General features: G+C 69.4%; 1 protein-coding gene. It reads left to right on the top strand.

Going from position 1 to position 1,294, the window contains the following annotated elements; all coding sequences use genetic code 11:
* Positions 1-1,294 (top strand): acyltransferase domain-containing protein (locus AB0I68_RS39085; RefSeq protein ID WP_363182212.1); only part of this gene is annotated, 1,294 nt, incomplete at both ends.

The raw sequence follows: 1,294 nt of genomic DNA, 5'->3' as shown, positions 1-1,294 counted from the left end.
GGGCGGGAAGACCGCCTTCCTGTTCACCGGGCAGGGCAGCCAGCGTCTTGGGATGGGCCGTGAGCTGTACGACGCCTACCCGGTGTTCGCGGATGTGTTCGATGCGGTGTGCGAGCGGCTTGAGCTCGAAGTACCGCTGAAGGACGTGCTGTTCGGCGGTGATGCGGAGCTGCTGGACCGTACGGAGTACACGCAGCCCGCGCTGTTCGCGGTCGAGGTGGCGCTGTTCCGTCTCGTCGAGTCGTGGGGTGTGCGGCCGGACTTCCTCGCCGGTCATTCGATCGGTGAGATCGCGGCCGCTCATGTGGCCGGCGTCCTCTCGCTGGACGATGCCTGCACGCTCGTCGCTGCCCGTGGTCGTCTGATGCAGGCGCTGCCGTCGGGCGGTGTGATGATCGCCCTCCAGGCGTCGGAGGACGAGGTCCTGCCGCTGCTGAACGATCGGGTGAGTATCGCCGCCGTCAATGGGCCTGCGTCGGTCGTGGTGGCGGGTGACGAGGACGCTGCGCTCGCGGTGGTGGAGGCTTTCACCGACCGCAAGAGCAAGCGGCTCACCGTCAGCCACGCCTTCCACTCGCCGCACATGGACGGCATGCTGGGCGACTTCCGTGAGGTCGTGGCGGGGTTGGAGTTCGCCGCTCCGCGGATCCCGGTCGTCTCCAACCTGACCGGTGCCCTCGTCTCGGACGAGATGGGTTCGGCCGAGTTCTGGGTGCGGCACGTCCGCGAGGCCGTCCGCTTCCTCGACGGCATCCGGACCCTGGAGGCCGCGGGTGTGACGACGTACGTCGAACTCGGTCCGGACGGTGTGCTGTCGGCGCTGGCACAGGAGTGCGTGACGGCTGCTGCCGGTTTCGTGCCGGTGCTGCGGGCCGGTCGGCCGGAGGCGGAGACTGCGGTTGCGGCTCTGGCTCAAGCACAGGTACGGGGTGTGGCCGTGGACTGGTCCACCTTCTACGCCGGTACCGGCGCCCGACGGGTGGAGCTGCCGACGTACGCCTTCCAGCACCAGCGCTACTGGCTGGAGATGCCGGGCGCGACACGGAAGGGTGCGACGGACGACCTGGACTCCCGCTTCTGGGACGCCGTGGAGCGCGAGGACCTGGAGTCGCTCGCTGCCGCGCTGGACATGGACGACGAGAACACTCTGGGAACGGTCCTGCCGGCACTGCCCGCCCTGTCGGCGTGGCGCCGGGGTCTGCGGACCCAGTCCGAGGTGGATGCCTGGCGGTACCGGGTGTCGTGGAAGCCGCTGACGGAGGGCACCGCGGGTGCTGTGCTGTCGGGTGAGTGG

The organism is Streptomyces sp. NPDC050448 (assembly GCF_040655295.1).
In the GTDB taxonomy this organism is placed as follows: Bacteria; Actinomycetota; Actinomycetes; order Streptomycetales; family Streptomycetaceae; genus Streptomyces.
The sequence above is the reverse complement of the archived record's forward strand: the minus strand, read 5'-3'. Positions and strand labels throughout refer to the sequence as shown.